The organism is Thioclava sp. F34-6 (genome assembly GCF_002213235.1).
Classification (GTDB): Bacteria; Pseudomonadota; Alphaproteobacteria; order Rhodobacterales; family Rhodobacteraceae; genus Thioclava; species Thioclava nitratireducens.
Genome location: NZ_NBOA01000007.1, coordinates 308,520 through 329,912, shown reverse-complemented (window position 1 = coordinate 329,912; position 21,393 = coordinate 308,520). Strand labels below are relative to the sequence as shown.

Annotated in this window: 24 protein-coding genes; 12 read left to right on the top strand and 12 right to left on the bottom strand. The window is 66.2% G+C overall.

Annotation, left to right across the window (positions count from 1 at the left end; all coding sequences use genetic code 11):
* The first annotated feature begins 405 nt into the window (after positions 1-405).
* Both B6V72_RS16560 and B6V72_RS16555 read left to right on the top strand, forming a co-directional pair.
* Positions 406-1,635 (top strand): ROK family transcriptional regulator, encoded by a 1,230-nt coding sequence (locus B6V72_RS16560; RefSeq protein ID WP_088736052.1) that lies wholly within the window; start codon positions 406-408, stop codon positions 1,633-1,635.
* A gap of 218 nt (positions 1,636-1,853) precedes the next feature.
* Positions 1,854-2,948, top strand: a complete 1,095-nt coding sequence (locus tag B6V72_RS16555) for an HPP family protein (RefSeq protein ID WP_088736051.1) — start codon at positions 1,854-1,856, stop codon at positions 2,946-2,948.
* A 67-nt stretch (positions 2,949-3,015) separates the two neighbouring features.
* Here B6V72_RS16555 and B6V72_RS16550 read toward each other — a convergent pair whose 3' ends face one another.
* Positions 3,016-3,390, bottom strand: coding sequence for a group 1 truncated hemoglobin (locus B6V72_RS16550; protein WP_088723054.1), 375 nt, complete (start codon positions 3,388-3,390; stop codon positions 3,016-3,018).
* Between the two features lie 66 nt (positions 3,391-3,456).
* Entirely contained in the window at positions 3,457-4,902 is a 1,446-nt protein-coding gene (locus B6V72_RS16545) for an FAD-binding oxidoreductase (RefSeq protein ID WP_088736050.1), read from the bottom strand.
* Between the two features lie 221 nt (positions 4,903-5,123).
* On the opposite strand from B6V72_RS16545, the gene B6V72_RS16540 reads away from it, so the two are divergent.
* Positions 5,124-5,813, top strand: a complete 690-nt coding sequence (locus B6V72_RS16540) for a helix-turn-helix domain-containing protein (RefSeq protein WP_088723052.1) — start codon at positions 5,124-5,126, stop codon at positions 5,811-5,813.
* Positions 5,814-6,013: 200 nt separating this feature from the next.
* Positions 6,014-6,529, top strand: a complete 516-nt coding sequence (locus B6V72_RS16535) for a plastocyanin/azurin family copper-binding protein (RefSeq protein WP_077701104.1) — start codon at positions 6,014-6,016, stop codon at positions 6,527-6,529.
* An 88-nt stretch (positions 6,530-6,617) separates the two neighbouring features.
* Here the strand turns inward: B6V72_RS16535 and queF are convergent, their stop codons facing one another.
* Genes queF through queC form a run of 4 tightly spaced genes read right to left on the bottom strand, consistent with a single transcriptional unit; the run spans position 6,618 to position 8,860 of the window.
* A complete protein-coding gene (queF, locus tag B6V72_RS16530) occupies positions 6,618-7,082 on the bottom strand; it encodes a preQ(1) synthase (RefSeq protein ID WP_075777284.1) in 465 nt (154 codons plus the stop codon).
* 16 nt (positions 7,083-7,098) lie between these two features.
* Positions 7,099-7,809, bottom strand: coding sequence for a 7-carboxy-7-deazaguanine synthase QueE (queE, locus tag B6V72_RS16525; protein WP_088720572.1), 711 nt, complete (start codon positions 7,807-7,809; stop codon positions 7,099-7,101).
* Positions 7,806-8,159 carry a 6-carboxytetrahydropterin synthase QueD gene (queD, locus tag B6V72_RS16520; RefSeq protein WP_075777282.1) on the bottom strand — a complete coding sequence of 118 codons (354 nt, stop codon included), beginning with the start codon at positions 8,157-8,159 and terminating at the stop codon, positions 7,806-7,808. Before queD ends, queE begins: the two co-directional genes overlap by 4 nt.
* Positions 8,159-8,860 carry a 7-cyano-7-deazaguanine synthase QueC gene (gene queC / locus B6V72_RS16515; protein ID WP_088736049.1) on the bottom strand — a complete coding sequence of 234 codons (702 nt, stop codon included), beginning with the start codon at positions 8,858-8,860 and terminating at the stop codon, positions 8,159-8,161. Before queC ends, queD begins: the two co-directional genes overlap by 1 nt.
* A gap of 407 nt (positions 8,861-9,267) precedes the next feature.
* On the opposite strand from queC, the gene B6V72_RS16510 reads away from it, so the two are divergent.
* The 8 genes from B6V72_RS16510 (at position 9,268) to B6V72_RS16475 (ending at position 15,977) form a co-directional block, all read left to right on the top strand.
* Complete coding sequence (locus B6V72_RS16510; RefSeq protein WP_240497746.1) at positions 9,268-9,744, top strand: GNAT family N-acetyltransferase; 477 nt, start codon at positions 9,268-9,270, stop codon at positions 9,742-9,744.
* Between the two features lie 313 nt (positions 9,745-10,057).
* Positions 10,058-11,005 carry a biotin synthase BioB gene (bioB, locus tag B6V72_RS16505; RefSeq protein WP_088736047.1) on the top strand — a complete coding sequence of 316 codons (948 nt, stop codon included), beginning with the start codon at positions 10,058-10,060 and terminating at the stop codon, positions 11,003-11,005.
* A complete protein-coding gene (locus B6V72_RS16500; protein ID WP_088736046.1) occupies positions 11,002-12,135 on the top strand; it encodes an 8-amino-7-oxononanoate synthase in 1,134 nt (377 codons plus the stop codon). Before bioB ends, B6V72_RS16500 begins: the two co-directional genes overlap by 4 nt.
* On the top strand, positions 12,132-12,749 hold the full coding sequence (gene bioD / locus B6V72_RS16495; RefSeq protein WP_088736045.1) for a dethiobiotin synthase: 618 nt from the start codon (positions 12,132-12,134) through the stop codon (positions 12,747-12,749). The genes B6V72_RS16500 and bioD overlap by 4 nt, the downstream gene beginning before the upstream one ends.
* On the top strand, positions 12,749-14,017 hold the full coding sequence (gene bioA, locus B6V72_RS16490; protein WP_088736044.1) for an adenosylmethionine--8-amino-7-oxononanoate transaminase: 1,269 nt from the start codon (positions 12,749-12,751) through the stop codon (positions 14,015-14,017). Before bioD ends, bioA begins: the two co-directional genes overlap by 1 nt.
* Positions 14,017-14,613: a pimeloyl-ACP methyl esterase BioG family protein gene (locus B6V72_RS16485; RefSeq protein ID WP_088736043.1), complete on the top strand. Its 597-nt coding sequence runs from the start codon at positions 14,017-14,019 to the stop codon at positions 14,611-14,613. Before bioA ends, B6V72_RS16485 begins: the two co-directional genes overlap by 1 nt.
* Entirely contained in the window at positions 14,610-15,338 is a 729-nt protein-coding gene (locus tag B6V72_RS16480) for a methyltransferase domain-containing protein (protein WP_088736042.1), read from the top strand. Before B6V72_RS16485 ends, B6V72_RS16480 begins: the two co-directional genes overlap by 4 nt.
* A 36-nt stretch (positions 15,339-15,374) precedes the next feature.
* The gene (locus B6V72_RS16475) at positions 15,375-15,977 is read left to right on the top strand and encodes a GntR family transcriptional regulator (protein ID WP_088723040.1); all 603 of its coding nucleotides are present in this window, start codon (positions 15,375-15,377) and stop codon (positions 15,975-15,977) included.
* A 48-nt stretch (positions 15,978-16,025) separates the two neighbouring features.
* On the opposite strand, the gene B6V72_RS16470 is transcribed toward B6V72_RS16475, so the two are convergent.
* The 6 genes from B6V72_RS16470 to thiC are packed head-to-tail and all read right to left on the bottom strand — an operon-like array spanning position 16,026 to position 21,280.
* Complete coding sequence (locus B6V72_RS16470) at positions 16,026-16,994, bottom strand: HesA/MoeB/ThiF family protein (protein WP_088736041.1); 969 nt, start codon at positions 16,992-16,994, stop codon at positions 16,026-16,028.
* Complete coding sequence (locus tag B6V72_RS16465; RefSeq protein WP_088736040.1) at positions 16,991-17,584, bottom strand: thiamine phosphate synthase; 594 nt, start codon at positions 17,582-17,584, stop codon at positions 16,991-16,993. Before B6V72_RS16465 ends, B6V72_RS16470 begins: the two co-directional genes overlap by 4 nt.
* Positions 17,584-18,351, bottom strand: a complete 768-nt coding sequence (locus B6V72_RS16460; protein ID WP_088736039.1) for a thiazole synthase — start codon at positions 18,349-18,351, stop codon at positions 17,584-17,586. Before B6V72_RS16460 ends, B6V72_RS16465 begins: the two co-directional genes overlap by 1 nt.
* Before the next feature lies 1 nt (position 18,352).
* Positions 18,353-18,550, bottom strand: a complete 198-nt coding sequence (gene thiS, locus B6V72_RS16455; RefSeq protein ID WP_088736038.1) for a sulfur carrier protein ThiS — start codon at positions 18,548-18,550, stop codon at positions 18,353-18,355.
* Positions 18,519-19,487, bottom strand: a complete 969-nt coding sequence (locus B6V72_RS16450) for an FAD-dependent oxidoreductase (RefSeq protein WP_088736037.1) — start codon at positions 19,485-19,487, stop codon at positions 18,519-18,521. The genes thiS and B6V72_RS16450 overlap by 32 nt, the downstream gene beginning before the upstream one ends.
* Positions 19,484-21,280, bottom strand: coding sequence for a phosphomethylpyrimidine synthase ThiC (gene thiC / locus B6V72_RS16445; RefSeq protein ID WP_088736036.1), 1,797 nt, complete (start codon positions 21,278-21,280; stop codon positions 19,484-19,486). Before thiC ends, B6V72_RS16450 begins: the two co-directional genes overlap by 4 nt.
* Positions 21,281-21,393: the final 113 nt, after the last annotated feature.

Sequence of the window (21,393 nt, the reverse complement as noted above, 5' to 3'; positions counted from 1 at the left end):
TGATCAGGCAGGCGGTCGTCTCCGCCCAGGCCCCGGTCGCCATCAGACCAAGCGCCGTCGCTCCCAGAATCGCGGTTGTCTTCTTCATGTCAGGTCTCCTCCCTTGCTGAGATGCATTCAGTGCATCCATTGAAACTTCATGGAAAAGTTTTCTCGCGTCCGATCGGGATGCGCGTCGCACCCGCATTCACGATGCCGCGGCACCGCCGGCGAAGCCTCCTCCCTTCCCCGAAGTCACCAAGAGCTAGCGCCCGGAGCTCCCATCTGTCAATAAAAACTTCCGGATGAATTTTTATTTAGGTCAAATTTTCGATGTCGCTTGCGCCCCTCCGGGCCGCCGCGTAGCATCCGATCACCCACGAACCACGCAGGACTAAGCCGCGTGACCTTCCCCGCCGGTGAGAGATGACGACAGCACGCCCCGACAAAACCCTGAATGCCGTGCCGCTCATGGGCACCAACCAACTCACGGTAAGAGATCTTAACGAGCGTCTCGTGCTCCATCTGATCCGCCGCCACGGCACGCTGACGAAAGCCGAGGCGACCCGCGCGACCGGGCTGTCCGCCAACGCGGTCTCAGAGATATTCAAGGCGCTCGAGCAGGACGACCTGTTGCTGCGCGGCGATCCGGTGCGGGGCCGCGTGGGCCAGCCCTCCGTGCCGATGCGCCTCAACCCAGAAGCGAAACACTATCTCGGCCTGAAGATCGGCCGAAGCAGCTTCGACATGGTCGTGGTCGACTTTACCGGCGCCGTCTTGGCCCGCCGCTCGGCGCGCCACGGCTTCCCGACCCGGACGGCGTTGGTCTCCTTCATCAAGGACAATCTCCGCCCGCTGCTGCGCTCGGCAAAACTGAAGCGCGAGGACGTGGATGCCAGCGGAATCGCGATCCCCTCCGAGCTGTGGCACTGGGCCGAGGACTTCGACGCGCCGACCGACGAGCTGGAGAAATGGCGCAGTTTCGACGCCCGCACCGAGCTCGCATCGCTGCTTCCCGGGCCGATCTCCGTCGAGAATGACGGCACCGCGGCCTGCCGTGGAGAGCTGGTTTTCGGACCGCCCACCGACAAGCAGGACTACGTCTATTTCTTCGTCGGCACCTTCATCGGGGGCGGCGTCGTTCTCAATGGCAGCGTGTTTTCCGGGCGGTCGGGAAACTCCGGCGGCTTCGGGCCGCTGCGAATTCCCGACGAGCCCGGCGGCCACCGCCTGATCGACCATGCCTCGCTCTCTGTGCTCGAGCGCCTTCTGGCGGAACGGCAGACCGACCCCGAACGGATTCAGGACGACCGTGCCGACTGGTCGCCTCTCGAGCCTGCGCTCTCGCTCTGGATCACGCGCGCGGCGAGAAGCCTCGCCCATGCGATCGTCTCCGCCCAGGCTGTGATCGATTTCGAAGCCGTCATCATCGACGGCGCGTTTCCGCAAGATATCCGCGACAGGCTGGTGGCGGAGGTCGACCGGCATTTCTCGCGCCTCGATCTGCAAGGAGTCTATCACCCAGAAATCCACGCAGGGCATTTCGGCTCGGTCATCCGCGCCATGGGCGCCGCGGCTTACGCAATTTCCACCGAATTCATGATCGACCAGAATACCTTGCTCCGGAAAGCGCCTCCCGGGCAGTTGGCGCGGTAAACCCCCATCGCATGACGCGGTCACCCGCGAGCCGGCACGAGCGGCCCCGGGCAAACATTGTTTGCCGCCGCAGACGCCACGCGGAACCGGCATCCCGAATTCTGCGTGGCGCGCGGATCAGCGTCCTTTTCCGCGGGCGCGCCCGTTCCCTTCCCGTCCATTTCTGACGCATACAAACGCGATTCGACTGATTTTCGGCCAGCTGGAAGGGCTTTCCCATGCGGGCATGGCATCATCTCGCTCCGGCGCTGCCGGCATTCCACGGGCGCGAACAGATCCGGGCGGGCCTCGGGGCGCTGCTCGGCATCAGCCTCTGCGCCCTCGTGGTGAGCCTCGGCGCACGGTTTGGGCTTTCCTCGCTCTATCTCGTGGCGCCTCTCGGGGCGACGGCGGTGCTGGTGTTCGGCGTTCCGAACTCGCCCCTTGCGCAGCCGTGGTCGGCGATCGTCGGCAACGTCACCTCGGCCTTGGTCGCGCTGCTCGTGGTCCGCAGCCTGCCCGGCTCATGGTCGGTGGGGATTGCCGTCGGCGCCGCGATCACCGCTATGATGTTCGTGCGCGCGCTGCACCCGCCGGGCGGTGCCGTCGCCTTGCTGACCGCGCTCGATCCGACACATGCGCTCGAGATCGGACCGCTCTTTGCGTTGGTGCCAGTCGGACTGACGACCGCCACGCTGGTCCTTGCCGCGATCGTCTATAACCGGGCCAGCGGGCGGGTCTACCCGTTCCGCCAGCCCGAGACGGAGCCGGCGGCGGATGCGCCGCCGCGGCTGGGACTATCGAGCGCGCAGCTGGGCGAACTGCTCGACCGGTTCAATCAGACGGCCAATCTCGGGGTGGCGGATCTCGGGCGGCTGCTGGCCGCCGCAGAGGCCGAGGCGGCGCAGCACCGCTTCGACGGCACGACCTGCGCCGACATCATGACCACCGATCTCATCACGGTGCGCCCTGACACACCGCTGCCGGAGGCCGCGCGCCTGTTTCGCGCCCATGCCATCAAGAGCCTTCCTGTCATCGACGCCGAGACCCGGCTCTGCGGCCTCGTGCTTCAGGCGGATCTTCTCGACGAAGTCGCCGCTCGGCCACGCGCCCTGCCGCGGCGGGACCGGCCCCGCACCGTCTCGGAGGTGATGCGTTCGCCCGACCGCGCGGTCGCCCATGACCTGCCCGTCGGCACCCTTCTCAACCGTCTCGCGGCGCAGGGAACCGAGGTCGTGCCGGTGACGCGGGAGGGCCGTCTCGCAGGTATCCTAACCCGCTCCGATATCATCCGTCTGCTGCTGGACGGGGCCGACGACCGCGCGGCGGCGTAGGCGCGCTTCAAAAGGCAGCGCGCGATCGCGCGGGAGCGGCGGAGATCCCCCCGCCCGTCCGACACGTTCATTGGTTCGTAATATCGCCCTTGAGCGAATAGCCGATCATCAGCACGTCCTTGCGGGTCATCTCGTCGACCTCATGCGCCGCAAGGACCGACATGATGTCGTCGATCGCGGCCATGTATTCGCTCGTGCTGATATTCATGCCGCGATGCGCCGTCACCATGTCGCGTCCGCTATATGGCTCGGGGCCGCCGCTGCCCGCGCCGAAGAACGCACAGAGTTGCGCCTTGGCGTCGTTCAGGTCGTCCGGCCTTTCGCGGTATGGCAGGAAACGGGCGCTGATTGCGGGGTTTACCATATGCGCCTCGAGGACATCGTCGACGAGCGCCTTGATCCCGGGCTTTCCACCGAGCCGTTCGTAGAGAGTCTGTTCCATCGTTCTAGCTCCTTGCTGTCTGGAGGCCGTGGCCCCGGGGCGCATTCGCGTCCGGGGAGCGACGGCTCATTGCGCGGCCTGCCGCACCTGCTGCGGCTGGATGTTGTGATTGACTCGGAAGAGGTTCGTCGGGTCGTAGCGCGCCTTGATCTCCTGCAACCGGTTCAGGTTTCCGCCATAGGCCTCGGCGAGGCGACCCGCGTCATCCGCGGGCAGGAAGTTCACGTAGACGCTCGGCGCCGCATCCGCCGCCGTGGCGTCGAACAGGTCGCGCGCCCAGCCGATGCAGTCCGCATCCTTCGCCGGGTCGTCCCAGCGGGTGTGGACGTTCATGGTGAAGTGGCTGTCGCGCTGCGGATAGGCGGTCGCGTCGGAGGGGACGCGGGCCATTGCGCCGCCGACATGGGCGATGAAGATCTCGCATTGCGGATCGGGAAGCTCCTCAACCGCGCCGAGTATCGCCTCGATCGTGCCGCGGCCGAGCTTCAGGAAGTCCCGGCTCTTCCAGTAATTGCGCGCGCCGGGCGTCAGCAGCGGATCGAAGGCCGCCTGCCATCCGGTAAAGGGATGCGGGCCGATCACGTCGACGATGGGCGTGCCGAGGGCGCGCAGCTCCCGCATCGCCTCTTCGCCCTTGGCCATATCACCCACGTAACAGGCCGCGAAGATCAGCACCTCGCGCCCGTGCCAGTCCTCCGGCAGGAACGGCAGCGGCGGCGCCTTGCGCAGGACCGACCAGACCGTCAGCTCGTCCGGCGCCTTGTCGCATATCTCCTGGAACTTCGGCAGCAGAGTGGCGGCCGCCGCGAAGGGATGAATCACGAGCCCGGACAGAACCTCGGTGCCGATGGCGTGACCCTGGAATTCGAAGGAGGACACCACCCCGAAATTCCCGCCCCCGCCGCACAGCGCCCAGAAGAGGTCCGGATGCTCCGTCTTCGAGGCCCGGATGCAGCGCCCGTCGGCGAGCACCACATCAGCCGACAACAAATTGTCCACGGTCATCCCGTATTTCCGGGTGATCCAGCCGAAGCCACCGCCAAGCGTCAGCCCCGCGATCCCGGTGGTCGAATTCACGCCGACGGGCACGGCAAGCCCATGCACCTGCGACTCGCGATCGACGTCGCCCAGCGTCGCGCCCGGCTCGGCCCGGACGGTCCCGGCTTCGGGATCGACGTGAACCGAGCGCATGCCCGACAGGTCCAGCATCAGCGATCCCTCTTCGACCGCGAGACCGGCGATCTGGTGGCCGCCGGACCGCACGGCCATCCGAAGTCCCTTTTCCTTGGCAAAGGCGACCGCGCTCTGGATGTCGCTGGCCCCCATCGCGTGCACGACCAACCCCGGCTTGCGGTCGATCATCCCGTTCCAGATCGACCGCGCGGCGTCATAGCCTGCGTCTCCCTCGATCAGGGTTTCGCCGCGCAAGGCGGCGGCAAGGGCCTCCCGGTCCGCGCCGGTGATTTTCTTGCGCGTGCCGTCCAGCCCGTTCATTTCAATGATATCCGACATGTCTTCCTCCCTCTGAGACCATGGCGCACGGCGACGCGCTCTACCCCTTGCGCGTCTGCCGCGTTTCGCTTGCTTGCGGTTCTGAAAGGATGAGCGCGCGGCGAGCCTCAAACCAGTGGCGAAACTGGACCGGCCTGCCCGAGCGGAGAGCATGGGCACGAAGCCGACTAAAGGAATCGCAATTCGTGCTATGCTGGAAATAGCCATGGAGGAGATCTCCGATGTCCAACGCCAGCTACTTCCAGTTTTGCCCCGTCGCGATGGCGGCCGAAATCCTTTGCACGCGATGGACGATCGTCCTCGTGCGCGAGCTCGTGGCGGGATCGACGCGCTTCAACGATATCAGGCGCGGCGTTCCGCGGATGTCGCGCACCCTGCTCGCACAGCGCCTGCGGGAACTGGAAGCGGCCGGGATCGTCGAACGGCATCCTGTCGAAGGCTCTCAGGCTGTCGACTATCTCCTGACCGACGCAGGAAAGGACCTTCTGCCGGTTGTCGAGGCCTTCGGGATCTGGGGGCAGAAATGGGTGGAATCCGAGCCGTCTCTGGAACGGCTCGACGTGTCTTTGCTGATGTGGGACATGCGCCGCAATCTCGATCCGGCGCCGCTTCCGCCGGGGCGAACCGTCCTCAATTTCCGGTTCCCCGAGCTCGCGGCGTCGAAATCCTCATGGTGGCTGATCGTGGAGGCGAGCGGCGATGTCGATCTGTGTCAGGTCGATCCGGGCTTCGACGTGGATCTTTTCGTCACGACGGATCTGCGCACGATGACAGAGATCTGGATGGGCCTCACCACCGTGTCGAAAGCCGCCCGGAAACTCGATCTCGACGGGTCTCGAGACGTTGTGGCCTCGATGCAGAGCTGGCTGGGCCTCAGCCCCTTCGCGACCGAGCGAAAACTGGCCTCCTGAGCCGCGTCGCCCTGCGCGGGCATGCCCAGGGCGCGCGGCGCACCCTCGCCTGAGGGAAGCCCTCTTCACAGCGTTCCTCCGTTTTCGGCCCGGCCGTCACAGTGGCGTGAGACGTGATCTGGGTCAAAACGGACCCTCCGCCAAACACGTTATCCCTCTTCTCGAAGGTCGAAACCTCAACACCGAGAAGGGAATAGAAGATGAAACTCACAAGACGCACCACCCTCGCACTCGCCCTCGCCGCTTTGCCGACGCTGACGATCACGCCCGCAATGGCCGCCGATCCCGCCACCGTGCAGGTCTCGCTCTGGGACAAGGGCGACAACGCGATGGACGATCTGGGACAATTGCCGCCCATGGGCTTCAACATGGCTGGCGCCGGCGAGCGGGTCTCGAAGGCGACGATGGGCGTCACCGCGACACCGGCGGTCGTGCCTGCGGGCAAGGTTACCTTCGAGGTCAAGAACGACTCTAAGGGCACCGTGCACGAGATGATCGTGGCCCCGGTCAAGAGCGCGACCGAGGAACTGCCCTATAACAAGGACGAAATGCGGGTCGACGAAGAGAAGGCCGGCCATCTCGGCGAGGTCTCCGAGCTCGATCCCGGTCAGAGCGGTTCGCTCACGGTGACGCTGAAACCGGGCGAATACATCCTCTACTGCAACATCCCCGGCCACTACGTCATGGGGATGTGGACGCTGGTCCGTGTAGAATAACTTCGACAGGTCCGGCGAGCGTCATGCAAAGGCACGGCCCCGGGGCGAGGCTCTAAGAATAAACCCCGAGGCCGGGACGCGGCGAAGGTCAGCCGCGCCCGCGATAGGGCGGAACACCCTGATCGGGAATCCAGACTCCCTCGGGCATTGCCCCGGTTTGCCAGAATACGTCGATCGGGATACCGCCGCGCGGATACCAGTAGCCACCGATGCGCAGCCATTGCGGCTCGAGGAAATCCGCCAGCCGCCGCGCGATGGAGATCGTGCAATCCTCGTGGAACGCGCCGTGATTTCGGAACGACGTCAGATAGAGCTTCAGCGATTTCGACTCCACCAGCCACTGTCCGGGCACGTAGTCGATCACCAGATGCGCGAAGTCGGGCTGCCCCGTCATCGGGCAGAGCGAGGTGAACTCCGGCGCCGTGAAGCGGACGTTGTAGCTGATATCGGCCTGCGGGTTGCTCACCCGTTCGAGCTCGGCCTCCTCGGGGCTTGCCGGGATGCGGGTCGCGCCGCCGAGTTGCTTGAGATCGCTGTAGATCGAGTTGGTCATTTGGGTCTCCGATGGATCAGACGCCGCGCTTGTTGCCCCAGATCAGGACATGCAGCTGCGGCAAAATACGGGGGGCGAACCAGCGGTCCGCCATGGCGGTTTCCGTCAGCCAACCCAGCCGGTCGGCAAGCGCCTGCGGATCGACCGGGACGTCCGGATCGACCTCGGGATTGCCCGGCTGAAGATAGAGCGGCAGATCGGGGTGACGGGCATGGGCGTCCTTGGCCCAATCATAATCCGCACGGTCGAAGATCACGATCTTCATTACGGTGCTGCCGGCAGAGCGTCCGGCCGACACGCAATCGGCGAAGACGTCCCAATCGACCTGCTCCCCGCTCGAGGGCGGCTTCGGCGACAGCACCAGCGTATCCAGATCGCCGAGCCACGGCCGCGTGACAGAGCCCTGCGTCTCGCAGGCGAAGCGGTAGCCGGCGGCTCGCCCAAGCGCGATCAGCGGTCCGAAATCCTGAATGGCCGGGTTCCCGCCGCTGAGCGAGATCGTCAGCGGGCGGTCGCCCGACAGGCGGCGCAGCTCTGCCCAGACTTCCTCGGAACTCATCGGAGCCCATGTATGGCGATAGGCGCTCTCGACCGCGTGGAGGCTGTCGCACCACGAACAGCGGTAGTCGCAGCCGCCCGCGCGCACGAAGAGTGTGGGCGCGCCAATCAGCGCGCCTTCGCCCTGAATGGTCGGGCCGAAAATCTCGGCGATGCGCAGCGTCGTCATGGACGGTATTCCGCCCAGGTCTTGGGCGTCTCGCTGACCAGCGCCGCGCTGGTCTCGGGCCAGCGCGCCTTGCACCAGTCGTAGAAATGCTTGGCCATGTTCTCGGCGGTCGAAGGCACCTCCATCACATCGTTGAGATGCCGATGATCGAAACTCTCGTCGATATAGGTCTTGAGCGGTTTCAGATCGTGATAGTCGCGCACGAACCCGTTCGCATCGAGCGTCGCGGCAGCCAGCTCGACGACGACGATATAATTATGCCCATGCAGCCGCGCGCATTGGTGATCGTCGGGCAAATGGGCAAGCTGGTGCGAGGCGGAGAAGTGGAATTCCTTGCGGATGCGAAACATCAGCGCGCCTCCTTGTCGGCGACGGCCTTGGCCCAGAAATCGGGATCGGCATAGACGGTCGGGTCTTCGACGCCCGCCAGATGGAACGCCTCTCGCCGCTCGACACAGGTGCCGCAGCGCCCGCAATGCACCTCGCCTCCCTTGTAGCAAGACCAAGTCTCGGCAAAGGGCGTGCCGTGTCTGGCGCCCTCCGCCACGATGTCGGCCTTGGAGCGATGCACGAAAGGCGTATCCAGCCGCACATCGGCATAACCGTCGAGCGCCATGCGCTGCATCGCATCGAAAGCCTCGGTGAAGGCAGGCCGGCAATCGGGGTAGATGAAGTGATCGCCTCCATGGACCGCGGTCGCCACCGCTTCGTCGCCATTCGCCGCGGCTACGCCGAAGCCGATTGCCAGCATGATCGCGTTGCGGTTCGGGACGACGGTGATGCGCATCGTCTCTTCGGCGTAATGCCCGTCGGGCACGTCGATATCGTCGGTCAGCGCCGATCCGGTCAGCGCGGCCCCGATTGGGCGCATGTCGATAAGGTGATGCGGCACGCCCAGACGGCGCGCGGCGGCGGCGGCGTAATCAAGCTCCTTGCGGTGCCGTTGGCCGTAATCGAAGGAAACGAGCCGTGTGAGATTGCCCTCAGCGGCGACGATATGAGCGAGCGAAACGGAGTCGAGTCCGCCCGAGCAGATGACGAGAGTCTTCATTTTTGAACCCTTGTTTTGATGACCGGGTAGGCTGCGACCGGTTGAGCGGGCATCTAAAGGAAGGACCTCTCCGCCGCAAGGGCGCGCGCGTTGGTCCGTCAGATGGAAATCCGGGCGCACAAAGAGGGCAGCGCCCCGCAAACCGGGCAAATTGGAACCGGCGCTTTACCCCAATTTTTCTTGGCTTCGAGCGATGCGGAGGCGATAGGCGTTCCTCCTGAATCCGGGCGAAGATCGCATCCCAGTCTCGACGCCTCGAGATCACGCAGGATCAACTTCTGGCGCGCGCTCGCAAGAGGGCACGCAATCGCTTCCGTCGTTCAAAAGGAGGCGGTAGCGTCATCTTCATGCGCGCTCGAACAGACATATTCCCTGACTGGGTTCCCCGAATTGAGACGGATCGGCTCTTGCTGAGGGCTCCTGTCGAAGAGGATTTCCCGGTCTATTGCGATTTCTTCGGCGACGCGGAGGCCTCCCGCTTCTATGGCGGGCCGCTGTCGCCCGCTGCGGCTTGGGCGAGACTGACGGCGGATGTCGGCCACTGGGTGCTTCGGGGGCACGGTGTCTGGGCGATCGACCTCGTCGAAGAACGGCGATGTGTCGGAACATGCGGCATCGTTCACGCCAACGGCTGGCCCCGCCACGAGCTGACATGGTGGATCGCGCGCGATGCCCGGCGCCGCGGGATCGCCGCCGAGGCGTCGCGAGGGGTGATCACATGGGCGTTGGATAATGGCTGGGACGCGGTGGAAACGCATATGCGAGACGAGAACGAAGCCGCTCAGCGCCTGACCGAAAAGCTCGGTGGCGAACAGGTCGCCAGAGAGAGATTCCCCGACGGTATCGAGAGAAGCGTGTATCGGTTTCCCCGGCCCCGCGCTTGAAGCCCGGGCTCCGTTGACCACCCGACCGCGCGGCGAGGGGCCGCTTTTTTCCGAGCGACAGAAAAAAGGCGCCGCGCACCAGAGGCCGCGAGGTGGTGCCCATCCGCACATCGCGGCACCGCCGGCCTGATTATAGATAATAGTTAGCGTTTGCGCCTCCCTGCACCTCGACCGGGCAGCGGCTTCATTGATTTTTATTTTATTTCATACTCTTAGACGACCCCCAAAGCGCGCCGACAATAGATTTCTTTGCAAATTGAGATATGCCGCGCCGCGTCATCTTCTGACGACCACAGTCAAAACATGGGTCGTCATGAAAGATCGCGCACATAAAATCTATAATCTTCCGCTGATGGACTTGCTGTCCCGCGCCCATGGCGTGCACAGGGCGAATTTCGATCCGAACAGGATCCAATGCGCCAAGCTGCTTTCGATCAAGACCGGAGGCTGCCCCGAGGATTGCGCCTATTGCGCACAGTCGGCGCGCAACGGCTCCGAGCTCAGCGCATCGAAATTGATGGAAGTGGAGAGGGTCCTTGCAGAAGCGCGCAAGGCCAAGGCGGCAGGCGCCACGCGCTACTGCATGGGGGCGGCGTGGCGCTCGCCAAAGCCACGCGACATGCCCGCGGTCATCGCCATGGTCGAGGGGGTCAAGGCGATGGGGCTGGAGACCTGCATGACCCTCGGGATGCTGGACGACGAACAGGTGGTACAGCTCAGGCAGGCGGGGCTCGATTACTACAACCACAACATCGACACCTCCGAGGAGTTCTATGCCTCCATCGTCTCGACCCGCAGCTTCGCCGACAGGATCGAGACGCTCGAGCGCGTGCGGCAGGCCGGGATCAGTGTCTGCTCGGGCGGCATTCTGGGCATGGGCGAGACGGCGGAAGATCGCATCAGCATGATCCAGACCCTCGCCGATCTGCCGGAGCCGCCGAAATCCATCCCGATCAACCTGCTGATCCCGATGCCCGGCACCCCGATGGCCGACACGCCGCCGCTCGATCCGTTCGAGCTCGTGCGGGCCATCGCCACGACGCGGATACTCGCGCCGAGCTCCTATGTCCGTCTCTCTGCGGGGCGCAGCGCGATGTCCGATGAGCTGCAGGCGATGTGCTTCTTCGCGGGGGCGAACTCGATCTTCGTGGGCGACACGTTGTTGACGGCTGACAACCCCGAGGACAGCAAGGACGCGTTGCTCTTCGCCCGTCTCGGACTGGTGCCCGAGGCGTTGCCAGAAACTGCGGATCAGCCATGAGCGCCTATCCTCGTCACGCCTCTCGCCTCGCGCAGCTCGAGGCGAGAGGGCGGCTTCGGGAGCTGATCCCCGGCAAAGGTCTCGATTTCGCGTCGAACGACTATCTGGGACTGCGCGACTCCGCGGAACTCGCCCAAAGCATCACGGACGCGCTGGCACGAGGGATTCCGGTGGGCTCGGGCGGCTCGCGGCTGCTGCGGGGCAATGACGCGGAATTCGAGCGGCTCGAAACCGAAGCCGCCGCGTTCTTCGGGGCGGACGCCTCTCTCTACATGGGCGGTGGCTTTCAGGCCAATCAGGCGATCCTCACCTGTCTGCCGATGAGCGGCGATCTGGTGCTGCACGATGCGCTGGTCCACGCCAGCATGCACGAGGGCATGCGGCTCGGCGCGGCGGACCTGCGCAGCTTTCGCCACAACGACGCCCAGGACGCCGCCGCCCAGATCCGGAGCTGGCGTGAGCATGGCGGCAAAGGCCGGGTCTGGCTGGCCCTGGAGACGCTCTACTCGATGGATGGCGACTTCGCGCCGCTGGCGGATTTCGTCGCGATCGCCCGGGACCATGACGCCACCCTGATCCTCGACGAAGCCCATGCGACGGGTCTCTACGGCGTCGACGGCCGAGGGCTCGCCCCGACGGGCTGCGACGTGCCCATGATCGTGATCCACACCTGCGGCAAGGCGCTCGGCGCGAGCGGGGCGCTGATCTGCGCCGACAGCGTGGTAATCCGAACCCTGATCAACCGGGCGCGGCCCTTCATTTATGCCACGGCGCCCTCGCCGCTGATGGCGGCGGCCGTCCGGCACTCGCTGCATCTGCTGCAAACCCAGCCGCGATGGGGAAACCATGCCGCAGCGCTCCGCCAGCACGCCCATCGTGCGGCGGAAAGCATCGGCCTGCAACATCACGGCAGCCAGATCATACCGCTGATCGTCGGCGAAGATCATGCCGCTATCCGTCTCGCGCAGGGGCTGCAGGCGGCGGGGCTCGACCTGCGGGCCGTGCGCCCGCCGACGGTCCCCAAAGGCACGGCACGGCTGCGCATCTCGCTGACGGGCGGGTTGCGGCCTCGCGACATCGACACCCTGTTCGGCACCCTGTCCACCCTTGCACCGGAGCTTACCCCATGACCTCACCCATCGTCGTCACCGGCACCGATACCGGCATCGGCAAGACCGTCTTCAGCGCGGCGCTGACATTGGCGCTTCAGGCGAGCTATTGGAAGCCTGTGCAGGCCGGGCTGGACGAGGAAACCGACAGCGAAACCGTCGCGCGGCTCACGGGGCGGCCCACCCTGCCGGAGGCATGGCGTCTGCGCACCCCGGCCTCTCCCCATCTCGCGGCGAGGCTGGACCGGGTTGAGATCGGTTCTCTGGAGCTGCCCGAGGTGAAAGGCCCGCTCGTCATCGAAGGCGCGGGCGGTGCGCTGGTGCCCTTGAACGGCAACCGTCTCTATGCCGACCAGATGGCGGACTGGCGCGCGCCCGTGATCGTCGTCGCGCGGACCACGCTCGGCACGATCAATCACAGCCTGCTGACAATCGAAGCCCTGCGCGCCCGGGGCGTGCCGCTCGTCGGTATCGCCTTCGTCGGCGACGAGGTGGCCGACAGTCAGGACACCATCTGCCGCATCGCCGAGCTGCCGTCGCTGGGCCGCCTACCCGTCATGTCCGATCTGACGACACAAGGATTGCGCGATGCGGCCCGGCGGCTCGATCTCGATCGCATCCGGGGAACACTGTGATGAAGGATATGGCTTTCGAACAGGCGCATGTCTGGCACCCCTATACCGAGCGCGCCCGCCCGCAGCGCCTGCACAGGATCGTTGCGGCGGAGGGAATCTGGCTGACCCGCGACGACGGGGGACGGATGATCGACGCCATGTCCTCGTGGTGGGCCGCGGCCTTTGGCCATGCGCCGGCGCCCCTCGTTCAGGCGCTGAAGGATCAGGCCGAGGTTCTCCCGCATGTGATGTTCGCAGGCCTCACCCATCAGCCCGTGATCGATCTCACCAGACAGCTCGTCGCGACGATGCCCGCCGGGCTCGATCAGATCTTCTATTCCGACAGCGGGTCGGTCGCGGTCGAAGTGGCGGTGAAAATGGCCGCCCAGTCGCAGGTGAACCGAGGCCATCCCCACCGTACGGATCTCGCGACCGCGCGGGGCGGCTATCATGGCGACACGTGGAAGGCGATGAGCCTGAGCGATCCCGAGACCGGCATGCACGCCCAGTTCGGACGCGCCCTCTCGGCGCAGCACTTCGTATCGCGCCCGCCGATCTCCTTCGACGCGCAGTGGAGCGAGGATCCCGTGCGCAACGGGCTGGCAGAAGTGGAGACGCTGTTCCGCACCCACGGCGACCGCATCGCGGCCTTCATCATCGAACCCGTCGTTCAGGGAGCCGGCGGAATGCATTTCCATCACCCCGGTTACCTGCGCGGATTGCGCGCCCTGTGCGACCACTTCGGCATCCACCTGATCTTCGACGAGATCGCCACCGGGTTCAGCCGCACGGGGGCCGATTTCGCGATGGAGACGGCAGGCGTCACCCCCGACATCCTCTGCCTCGGCAAGGCGCTCACCGGCGGCATGATGACCCTCGCCGCCACGATCACGACCAAGGAGCTGGCCGCGACTGTCGGCGCCCTGATGCACGGCCCGACCTTCATGGCCAATCCGCTGGCCTGCGCCGTTGCCTCGGCGGCCATGGATCTGTGGAAAGGCCGCGACTGGTCGGCCCGAGCCCGCGCCATCGAGACACAGCTCGCCACCGAACTGGCCCCAGCCCGAGCCATGACGGGCGTTCGCGACCTGCGCACGCTCGGCGCGATCGGCGTCATCGAGATGGAGGCCCCGCTGCCCGTCGGTCGCGTGCACCGGTTCTGCATGGAAAGCGGTGTCTGGCTGCGTCCCTTGGGACGGCTCCTCTACGCCATGCCGCCCCTGAGCATCGAACCTGACGAGCTGAGCCGCGTCACCCATGCCATGCTCACCATTGCGAAGGGGCTTTGATGCGGGCGCGTTGGATCAGGCAGCGGGGGCATCCGCATCTGGTGATGTTCTATTCCGGTTGGGCCACGGAGACCGCCGCGATCGAACTTCTGGCAGGCGACAGTGACCTGTTGATCCTGAGCGATTACCGTAACGAAACCTTCGATCCCGCATGGATAGGGAGGCATGACCGGATCACGCTCGTCGCCTATTCGATGGGCGTGGCAGTGGCGGCGCGGCATCTGGGTGGTCTGCGCCCCGAGCGTGCCATCGCGATCTGCGGCGCGACCGACCCACGCCGCACCATCGGCGCGGACATTTATGACGGCACCCTCGCCGGCCTTGACCGCCAGAGCCTTGCCCGCTTCGCGCGCCGCGCGGGGCTGCCGCGGCCGCAGGCGCCCGACCTTGCCGCATTGGGCGACGAGCTGCGCGCGCTCAGGGCTCGGCCCCCGGCGCCGGTCGGCGCGTTCGACCGGATCATCGCGGCGCGCAAGGATCGCATCTTCCCCGCCGACGCGATGACCGCTGCCTGGCCAGGCCAGCCGATCGACTGGGTCGACACGGGCCATTTCCCGTTCGCCCACTGGCGGAACTGGCAGGAGATCATCGAATGAAAGAGCGTATCGCCGCAGCCTTCGCGCGCCATTTGGCAAGCTATGACGGGGCAGCCTCGGTTCAGGCCCGGATCGCGGCACGGTTGAGCGAACGCCTGACCCCGATGATGCAACGCGGGGCGCGGGTTATCGAGCTTGGCCATGGCACCGGCCTTCTGACGCGCCACCTTCTGCAGCTGGAGCCACGGGAGATCTGGCTCAACGACCTCGCAGCGCCGCTGCCCGATCTGCAATGGCCAGAGCGGACCCGCGTCCACGCCCTCGGGGGGGATGCGACCGAAATCGATTTGCCGGATCGCCTTGATCTGGTCGCCTCGACGTCGATGCTGCAATGGCTGGCCGCGCCGCGTGAACTCCTTCGCAAGGCGTCCGACACCCTCGTCCCCGGCGGGCTTCTCGCCGTCACCAGTTTCGGTCCCGGGAATTTCCCGGAACTCGCACGGCTGGGGCTTGCCGCGGGTGCCCCCTCCTATCGTGACGCGGACGGACTGTGCCACGACATGCCCCGGCACATGGAGGTGATCGCCGCGTGGGACGAGACCATCCGTCTGGATTTCCCCGATGCGCGGGCACTGTTCGGGCATCTTCGCGCGACCGGGGTCAACGGGCTGATGGGCGGGAAACTGTCGGCGCCGCGCCTGCGTCACCTGATGAAGCGGATGGACCGAGACGGCCCTCTGACTTTGACCTACCATCCGTCCTGCTGTATTGCCCGCATGCCCTGACCTTCGGCCCACACGCCCCCTTGAAAGTCCGAGACCATTCCTGCCGCGCCCACCCCCGACCTGATCGCCGACGAACTGGCCCGCCGCATCATTCGCGGCGAATTGATCGCGGGCGAACGTCTCCGGCAGGATTATGTCGCCGCAGAGTTCAACGTGAGCCATGTGCCGGTCCGCGAAGCCCTGCTCAAACTGTCCGCGCGCGGGCTGGTGGTGTCCCGGCCCAACAAGGGGGTTCACGTCGCGCCGCTGGATCCACTGGCGCAGCGCGAGCTGAAACTCATGCGGCTGGCGCTCGAACCGCTCACACTTCTGCACTCGGTGCCCAACCTCACGCCCGCACAGGTGCAACAGGCAGACGAGCTACGTCAGGCTTGCGATCAGGCTTCCAACATCTACGACTGGGAAGAGCAGAATCGCGCGTTCCACATCAAGATCTACGAGGCCTGCGAGATGCCGCGCCTGCTGGAATCGGTCGAGAACATGCAGAACCTCGCGGCCCGCTACATCCTCGTTCATTACCGCGCTCGCTGGCGCCCCCGCATCGACAAGGATCACCACGGCATCATGAGCGCGATCCGGCGTCAGGACGCCAAGTCCGCCGCCGCAATTCTGACGCGCCATCTGCAGCGGCTGAACTGAACCGGCCGCGCCGCACGCGGCCTCGACGCGGGAACCTCCGGCGCTGCATCACCCATCCGCCTTGGCGGCAAGCAAGGCGAGCGCCTCGAAACCGCGTTCTTGAAGATCGCGCGCGGCCCGCCACGCCCGCAGGCCCGAGGCGCAGCACAGAACGACCCGCTGACCGGAGGTGGGCTCCAGCGCCGTCAGTTCCGAACCGGGCAGCCTGACGGCCCCGGCGGAAATCGGCGAGCGCGCTTCGTCTTCACCGCGCAGGTCGACCACAAGATCGCCTTCACACAGCATGTCGGCCGACACAAACCGCAGCGGCCTTTCCGGCTCGGGCGTGCCGAGAAAGCTGAACCCGCCGAAGTAAAGCTCCGCCAGATCGGCGGTGAGCATCCGGCCCAAGGCGGGCGGGTCGGCCCCGAGGAGCACGCGCAGCGCGATCTGCGCCTGCAGCGAGCCGATCACACCAACCACCGGGCCCAGCACGCCCGCCGTGGCGCAGCTCGCGCCGGAGGCGGGAAGGTCCGGGAAGACCGCGCGCAGCGAGGGTGCCTCACCGCAAAAGCCGCCGACATAGCCGGTCTGGCCCAGCACGCTCGCGGAGATCAGCGGGGTCTGCGCCCTCAGGCAAGCATCGGAAAGGATGTAGGACACCGCGAAACTGTCGGCGGCATCGATCACCAGATTTGCCTCCGCCGCGATCTTCTCTGCCCTTCGCGGCCCGAGCGCGGTAGCGCGCGCCTCGACCGCGATCTGCGGGTTGAGGGCGCGCAGCGCGTCGCGCGCGGCTTCGACCTTGGGGCGTCCGAGATCGGCCATCCGATAGAGCGGCTGGCGGTGCAGGTTGCTTTCCTCGACCCGATCGGGATCGAAGATCGTCAGCCGTCCCACGCCCGCCCCGGCGAGATATTGCAGCACCGGACAGCCCAAGCCCCCGGCCCCGATGACGGCAACATGCGCGGCAGCCAGCTTCGCCTGCCCCATTGCGCCGATCTCGGGCAGGATCATCTGGCGGGCATAGCGGCTCATGGTGCGCAGACCTTCAGCCACGCGCGCACCCGCGCCTCCGGGTCGGGCGCCTGCTGGATATCGGTGACGACTGCAAGGCTGTCGGCCCCAGCCGCAAGCACACCGCGCGCGCGCTCTGGCGTCAGCCCCCCAATCGCGACCAGCGGCACGGCCCCTGCATGGGCCTTCCAGCGGGTCACGCGCTCTAGCCCCTGCGGCGCCCATTTCATTTTCTTCAGCTTCGTCGGATAGACCGGTCCGAGCGCCACATAGGCCGGGTCCTGCCCGAGCGCCCGGTCCAGCTCCGCCTCGTCATGGGTCGACAGGCCGAAGCGTATCCCGGCGCGGCGCAGCGCAGGGAAATCGGCCGTATCCATGTCCTCTTGCCCCAGATGGACGAAGCTGCAGCCCAGGTCGAGCGCCTCTTGCCAATAGTCGTTCACAACAAGCTGCGCGCCGTGGCGGGCGCAGACATCCCGCGCCCGCGCAATCTGGCGGCGGGTCTCGGCGGGCGGGACGTCCTTGAGCCGCAGCTGCACCAGCCGGACGCCCTGCGGCACCAGACGCTCCAGCTGCGCGACATTCGAGGCGATCAGGTAGAACCGCTCCATCACATCAACTCCGCCAGCCCCAGAACCGGGGTCGAGGGCACGGCCATGTCGCGCCGCTCCATCGGATCGGCAAGATGCCCCGCACGACCCGCCTGCACCGCGAGCGCCATCGCGCGTGCCATGCCGACCGGGTCGCCGGCTTTCGCCACAGCGGTGTTCAAGAGCACCCCGTCCATCCCCAGCTCCATTGCCTGCGCCGCATCCGAGGGCCGCCCGACCCCCGCATCGACGATCAGCGGCACGGTCGGGAAATGCGCCCGCATCGCGCGCAGCGCATCGGGATTGCGCAGCCCTTGCCCCGAGCCGATCGGCGCGCCCCATGGCATCAGCACCTCGCAGCCGGCTTCCAGCAGCCGCTCTCCGACGATCAGGTCATCGGTGGTGTAGGGAAAGACCTTGAAGCCATCGCGCGCAAGGGTCCCCGCCGCCTCGACGAGCGCGAAGACATCGGGTTGCAGCGTGTCGGCATGGCCGATCACCTCCAGCTTGATCCAATCGGTGCCGAATACCTCGCGCGCCATCCGCGCGGTGGTGACGGCCTCCTGCGCGGAATGGCAGCCCGCGGTGTTGGGCAGCACCCGCATCCCGGTCTCGCGCAGCATGTCCAAGAACTGCGTGCCCGCGCCGTCCGTGGCCTCGCGGCGCAGGCTTACGGTGATGACCTCGCAGCCGCTGGCGCGGATCGCCTCGCACAGGATCGCGGGCGAGGGATATTGCGCCGTGCCCAGAAGCAGCGCCGAGGTGAGTTCGGTGTCATAGAGTTTCATCTCAGCCCCCCTGCATCGGTGCGAGCACTTCGAGCCGGTCGCCTTCGGTGAGCCGCGTCGCCGCGCGGTTGGCCTGGGGCACGAACTGTCCGTTCAGCGCGGTGGCGATGGCGGGATTGGCAAAGCCCAGCTCTGCCAGCGCGGCTGCGAGGTCCTGCGCGGCAATCTCATGCGGTTTCGCGTTGACGATGAGCTGCATCGGAGCCCTCCGGAAAGAAATGTTGCGTGACACGGGCCGCCATCGCAGGCGCAAGCAGGAAGCCGTGGCGATAAAGCCCGTTGAGATGAAGCGTCCCGCCGTGCCTCTCGAGGCGGGGCAGGTTGTCGGGATAGGCCGGGCGCAGCCCTGCCCCGGTCTCGATCACGCTCGCCTCGGCAAAGCCGGGATGCAGCGTGAAAGCGGCGCTGAGCATTTCGGTCAGCGAGCGCAGCGTGATCGGGCGCGTCGCGGCGCTTTCGATCATCGTCGCGCCGATCATGTAGACGCCCTGCCCGCGCGGCACGAGATAGAGCGGGATGCGCGGGTGCAGCAGGCGCAAGGTGCGGGTGATCTCGACCTCCGGGCAGTGCAGGATCGCCATCTCGCCGCGCACCGGGCGCAGGTCGGGCAGGTCGGCGGCAAAGCCGGTGCAATCGAGATCCACCTGCGCGGGGGCCGGGGTTCCCAACATGATCTCGACCCCAGACTCACGCGCGGCCCGCGCCAGATCGCGCAGCGCGCGGCGCGGGTCGAGATGCGCCTCCTCCGCGAAATACAGCCCGCGTGCGAACCGCCCCGCGAGGGACGGCTCCATCTCGGTGATCGCCGCCTGATCGAGCGTGCGATGGCCCGAGGTGCGGCAGGCGAAGCGCGTCAGTTCCGCACTGTCGCGCGGCGGGGCGAGGACCAGCGTGCCGCGCCGCGTGACCGGCGTGATCTCGGCCCACCAGTCTGCCGCGCGCGCGCCCAGCGTGACCACTGCCTCCTCGGCGCTTTCGGCTTCGCACCACGGTGCCAGCATCCCGCCCGCATAGCGCGACACACTGCCCGCCCCGATCTCCTCTGCCGCCTCGAAGACCCGCACCGCAGCCCCGGCGCGCGCCAGTTCGAGCGCCGAGGACAGCCCCGCGAGGCCGCCGCCTGCGATGGTGATCATTCGCCCGACCCCTTGAGGGGCACATAAAGCTCCCCGCCTTCGCGGAACTTGGCGGCCATGCTCTCCATCCCCTCTTTCTGCGCCTCGGCGCAGATGTCGTGCGAAATCCGCATCGAGCAGAATTTCGGCCCGCACATGGAGCAGAAATGCGCGACCTTGTGGGCCTCTTTCGGCATCGTCTCGTCGTGGAATTCACGCGCCGTATCGGGGTCGAGCGAGAGGTTGAACTGGTCTTCCCAGCGGAACTCGAAACGCGCGCGGCTCAGCGCATCGTCGCGCCGCTGCGCGCCGGGCAGCCCCTTGGCCAGATCGGCGGCATGGGCGGCGATCTTGTAGGTGATCACGCCGGTCTTCACGTCGTCGCGGTCGGGCAGGCCCAGATGTTCCTTCGGCGTGACGTAGCACAGCATGGCGCAGCCGAACCAACCGATCATCGCCGCCCCGATCCCCGAGGTGATGTGGTCGTAACCCGGCGCGATATCCGTGGTCAGCGGACCGAGCGTGTAGAACGGCGCTTCGTGGCAGCACTCCAGCTGCTTGTCCATGTTCTCCTTGATCTTGTGCATGGCCACATGACCGGGCCCCTCGATCATCACCTGACAGTCCTTCGCCCAGGCGATCTTCGTCAGTTCGCCCAGCGTCTCCAGCTCGGCAAATTGCGCAGCGTCATTGGCATCCGCGATCGAGCCCGGCCGCAGCCCGTCGCCGAGGCTGAACGAGACGTCGTAGCGGCGGCAGATGTCGCAGATCTCTTCGAAATGCTCGTAGAGGAAGCTCTCCTTGTGGTGATGCAGGCACCATTTCGCCATGATCGAGCCGCCCCGGCTGACGATCCCGGTCACGCGCTCCACCGTCATTGGCACCATGTGCAGACGCACCCCTGCATGGATCGTGAAGTAGTCGACGCCCTGCTCAGCCTGTTCGATCAGCGTGTCGCGGAAGACCTCCCATGTCAGGTCCTCGGCGATCCCGTTCACCTTCTCCAGCGCCTGATAGATCGGCACGGTCCCGATCGGCACGGGGCTGTTGCGGATGATCCATTCGCGGGTGTTGTGGATGTTGCGCCCGGTCGAGAGGTCCATCACCGTGTCGGCGCCCCAGCGGATCGCCCAGACCAGCTTGTCGACCTCTTCCTCCATCGAGGAGGTGACGGCGGAAGTGCCCATATTGGCGTTGATCTTCACGAGGAAATTGCGCCCGATGATCATCGGTTCGGATTCCGGGTGGTTGATATTGGCCGGAATGATCGCGCGACCCGCTGCGATCTCGTCGCGCACGAAATCCGGCGTCACGTAATCGGGCAGGTTCGCGCCCCAGTCCTGCCCGTCGCGCGGTCCTACGGCCTCGCGCAGCTGGTTCTCGCGGATCGCGACGAACTCCATCTCGGGCGTGATGATGCCTGCGCGGGCATAGGCCAGCTGCGTTACCGCGCGGTCGCCCTTGGCCCGCATCGGTTGCCGCCTGACCGGGAATTCCGGCGTCAGCCGCGCCCCTTGGGCAAAGCCGTTATCCTCGGGTCGGACATCGCGCCCGGTATATCTCTCGACATCGCCGCGCGCCTCGATCCATGCCCGACGCAGCGGTGCGAGACCGGCATTGATATCGGTCGTGACCTCGGGGTCGGTGTAAGGGCCCGAACTGTCATAGACCGGCAGCGGTGCTTCCCCGGCAGTGGGGTGCACGGCGATCTCGCGCATCGGCACGCGCAGACCTTCATGCAAAGCGCCCTCGACGTAGATCTTGCGCGACGCCGGCAGCGGACCGGTGGTGATCTTGGGGTTGGGAATGTTCATCGTTTCGGTGCTCCTCAAGCATTCGATCTCAAAGGACACCAATTGAGAGACGCTTGGGAAACCAAAGGCCGAACGGCCTTTTGTCATGGCTCGCAACGAGAGAAAGACTCTTC

What these genes read in the sequence shown, in the direction of transcription:
- B6V72_RS16560 (WP_088736052.1), top strand. Translation starts at nt 406, where the DNA reads ATGACGACAGCACGCCCCGACAAAACCCTGAATGCCGTGCCGCTCATG.
- B6V72_RS16555 (WP_088736051.1), top strand. Translation starts at nt 1,854, where the DNA reads ATGCGGGCATGGCATCATCTCGCTCCGGCGCTGCCGGCATTCCACGGG.
- B6V72_RS16550 (WP_088723054.1), bottom strand. Translation starts at nt 3,390, where the DNA reads ATGGAACAGACTCTCTACGAACGGCTCGGTGGAAAGCCCGGGATCAAG.
- B6V72_RS16545 (WP_088736050.1), bottom strand. Translation starts at nt 4,902, where the DNA reads ATGTCGGATATCATTGAAATGAACGGGCTGGACGGCACGCGCAAGAAA.
- B6V72_RS16540 (WP_088723052.1), top strand. Translation starts at nt 5,124, where the DNA reads ATGTCCAACGCCAGCTACTTCCAGTTTTGCCCCGTCGCGATGGCGGCC.
- B6V72_RS16535 (WP_077701104.1), top strand. Translation starts at nt 6,014, where the DNA reads ATGAAACTCACAAGACGCACCACCCTCGCACTCGCCCTCGCCGCTTTG.
- queF (WP_075777284.1), bottom strand. Translation starts at nt 7,082, where the DNA reads ATGACCAACTCGATCTACAGCGATCTCAAGCAACTCGGCGGCGCGACC.
- queE (WP_088720572.1), bottom strand. Translation starts at nt 7,809, where the DNA reads ATGACGACGCTGCGCATCGCCGAGATTTTCGGCCCGACCATTCAGGGC.
- queD (WP_075777282.1), bottom strand. Translation starts at nt 8,159, where the DNA reads ATGTTTCGCATCCGCAAGGAATTCCACTTCTCCGCCTCGCACCAGCTT.
- queC (WP_088736049.1), bottom strand. Translation starts at nt 8,860, where the DNA reads ATGAAGACTCTCGTCATCTGCTCGGGCGGACTCGACTCCGTTTCGCTC.
- bioB (WP_088736047.1), top strand. Translation starts at nt 10,058, where the DNA reads ATGAAAGATCGCGCACATAAAATCTATAATCTTCCGCTGATGGACTTG.
- B6V72_RS16500 (WP_088736046.1), top strand. Translation starts at nt 11,002, where the DNA reads ATGAGCGCCTATCCTCGTCACGCCTCTCGCCTCGCGCAGCTCGAGGCG.
- bioD (WP_088736045.1), top strand. Translation starts at nt 12,132, where the DNA reads ATGACCTCACCCATCGTCGTCACCGGCACCGATACCGGCATCGGCAAG.
- bioA (WP_088736044.1), top strand. Translation starts at nt 12,749, where the DNA reads ATGAAGGATATGGCTTTCGAACAGGCGCATGTCTGGCACCCCTATACC.
- B6V72_RS16485 (WP_088736043.1), top strand. Translation starts at nt 14,017, where the DNA reads ATGCGGGCGCGTTGGATCAGGCAGCGGGGGCATCCGCATCTGGTGATG.
- B6V72_RS16480 (WP_088736042.1), top strand. Translation starts at nt 14,610, where the DNA reads ATGAAAGAGCGTATCGCCGCAGCCTTCGCGCGCCATTTGGCAAGCTAT.
- B6V72_RS16470 (WP_088736041.1), bottom strand. Translation starts at nt 16,994, where the DNA reads ATGAGCCGCTATGCCCGCCAGATGATCCTGCCCGAGATCGGCGCAATG.
- B6V72_RS16465 (WP_088736040.1), bottom strand. Translation starts at nt 17,584, where the DNA reads ATGGAGCGGTTCTACCTGATCGCCTCGAATGTCGCGCAGCTGGAGCGT.
- B6V72_RS16460 (WP_088736039.1), bottom strand. Translation starts at nt 18,351, where the DNA reads ATGAAACTCTATGACACCGAACTCACCTCGGCGCTGCTTCTGGGCACG.
- thiS (WP_088736038.1), bottom strand. Translation starts at nt 18,550, where the DNA reads ATGCAGCTCATCGTCAACGCGAAACCGCATGAGATTGCCGCGCAGGAC.
- B6V72_RS16450 (WP_088736037.1), bottom strand. Translation starts at nt 19,487, where the DNA reads ATGATCACCATCGCAGGCGGCGGCCTCGCGGGGCTGTCCTCGGCGCTC.
- thiC (WP_088736036.1), bottom strand. Translation starts at nt 21,280, where the DNA reads ATGAACATTCCCAACCCCAAGATCACCACCGGTCCGCTGCCGGCGTCG.